Origin of the sequence: Candidatus Methanoperedens nitratireducens, assembly GCF_900196725.1 — an archaeon.
GTDB lineage: Archaea > Halobacteriota > Methanosarcinia > Methanosarcinales > Methanoperedenaceae > Methanoperedens > Methanoperedens nitroreducens_A.
Window position 1 is genome coordinate 1 of the sequence record NZ_FZMP01000222.1, and the last position, 1,346, is coordinate 1,346.

At 37.9% G+C, this 1,346-nt stretch carries 2 protein-coding genes and 1 pseudogene; all 3 read left to right on the forward strand.

Annotated features, from left to right (window positions below):
- A pseudogene (locus tag MNV_RS19905) lies at positions 1–190 on the forward strand (ISAzo13 family transposase); the annotation flags it as partial.
- A 69-nt stretch (positions 191–259) separates the two neighbouring features.
- The gene (locus MNV_RS16350) at positions 260–748 is read left to right on the forward strand and encodes a helix-turn-helix domain-containing protein (protein WP_179294040.1); all 489 of its coding nucleotides are present in this window, start codon (positions 260–262) and stop codon (positions 746–748) included.
- Between the two features lie 7 nt (positions 749–755).
- Positions 756–1,121 carry a transposase gene (locus MNV_RS16355; protein WP_096207011.1) on the forward strand — a complete coding sequence of 122 codons (366 nt, stop codon included), beginning with the start codon at positions 756–758 and terminating at the stop codon, positions 1,119–1,121.
- Positions 1,122–1,346: the final 225 nt, after the last annotated feature.

The following is a 1,346-nucleotide window of genomic DNA, read 5'->3' on the forward strand; positions in this document are numbered from 1 at the left end:
TAAAGGGATAGAGGAACTCAAAACGTCCGGGAAACTTGAACCTCCAGAAAGACTTCGAGCACATGGTGGAGGAAGAAAAAAAGTAGAAATAAAAGATCCCGGAATCCTTGGAGATCTTGAGAAAATCATGGATGAAAACACTTCAGGCGACCCAATAAGTCTCCTGAAGTGGACAAACAAATCAACCTATAGTAACTAATGTCAAACAATAGTTATAATACCGTCCATGTGCAAATATAGTATCGGGGGAGTGCTTAATATGGACTACTTTGCATCTACAAGTCTTTCAAAGCTTAAGAAAATGATAGATGCTGAGAAGGATGCTACAATAAAGCAGAAACTTCTTGTTGTATGGCATAAGAAGAAAGGAAAAACTGAAAAGGGTATAGAGGAAATCCTGCTGGTGCCAAAATCTACCGTGGGATATTTGGTCAGAAAGTTCAGAAAGAAGGGCATTAAGGGGTTTGAGAGAAAACCAGGAAGTGGAGGGCATAATAGATATCTGACAAATGAGCAAGAGCAAGAATTGAAGGATATGCTTGCATCACGACCAATGGCTACAAAAGAGGTGCTTGTGCATATAAAAGAGAATTATGGAAAGCGATATCATCCGAACTATGTACCCAAGCTCTTAAGAAGATTGGGACAATCCCTAATAACACCAAGGAAAAGACACTATAAAGCAAATCCACGGTCTGGATGGGCATTCAAGGGACATATAAAAAAAGCTGAAGCAGTGGAGGGCTAAAGGATACATGATCTTTGCCGAAGATGAGGCAATAATATCGTTTAATCCAAACAGCAGAAAATTATGGGCAAAAAAAGGTTCAAAACCAATATTATTTGTCAATGGAAGCCATCAAAATGTGTGCTTCTTTGGAGCTGTATCGGATAAAAAAAGACATTGCTGTACAGCGAAATGGATAAACGAAGACAGCTTTATCAAGTTTTTGAAATATCTTTTGAAGATGTATGGCAAAATTGTAGTAATTGCAGATAGGGCAACGCATCATTTTAAATCATTGAAAGTAAAGAACTTCATTAAGAAACTTAAGGGAAAAATAATATTATGGCCTCTGCCAAAGAGATTGCCTGAATTAAATCCGATGGAGCCTGGCTGAAAAGCGCGAGAAAGAATGTTACATACAAGCTATTCGATAGCAAGAAAACCCTCGGCTGGGCAGTAAAAAGCCATATTCGATGGGAGTTTAAGATCAATTTGACTAAATTTTGGAGTTAATTACTATAAGTTGAAATCTGGTTCCAAGAATTTCAACCGTTTTGAGATATTCCCAGTATATATTGGATCCTGGCACTTGCTTTATTGCCAGATGGATAGAATCTGA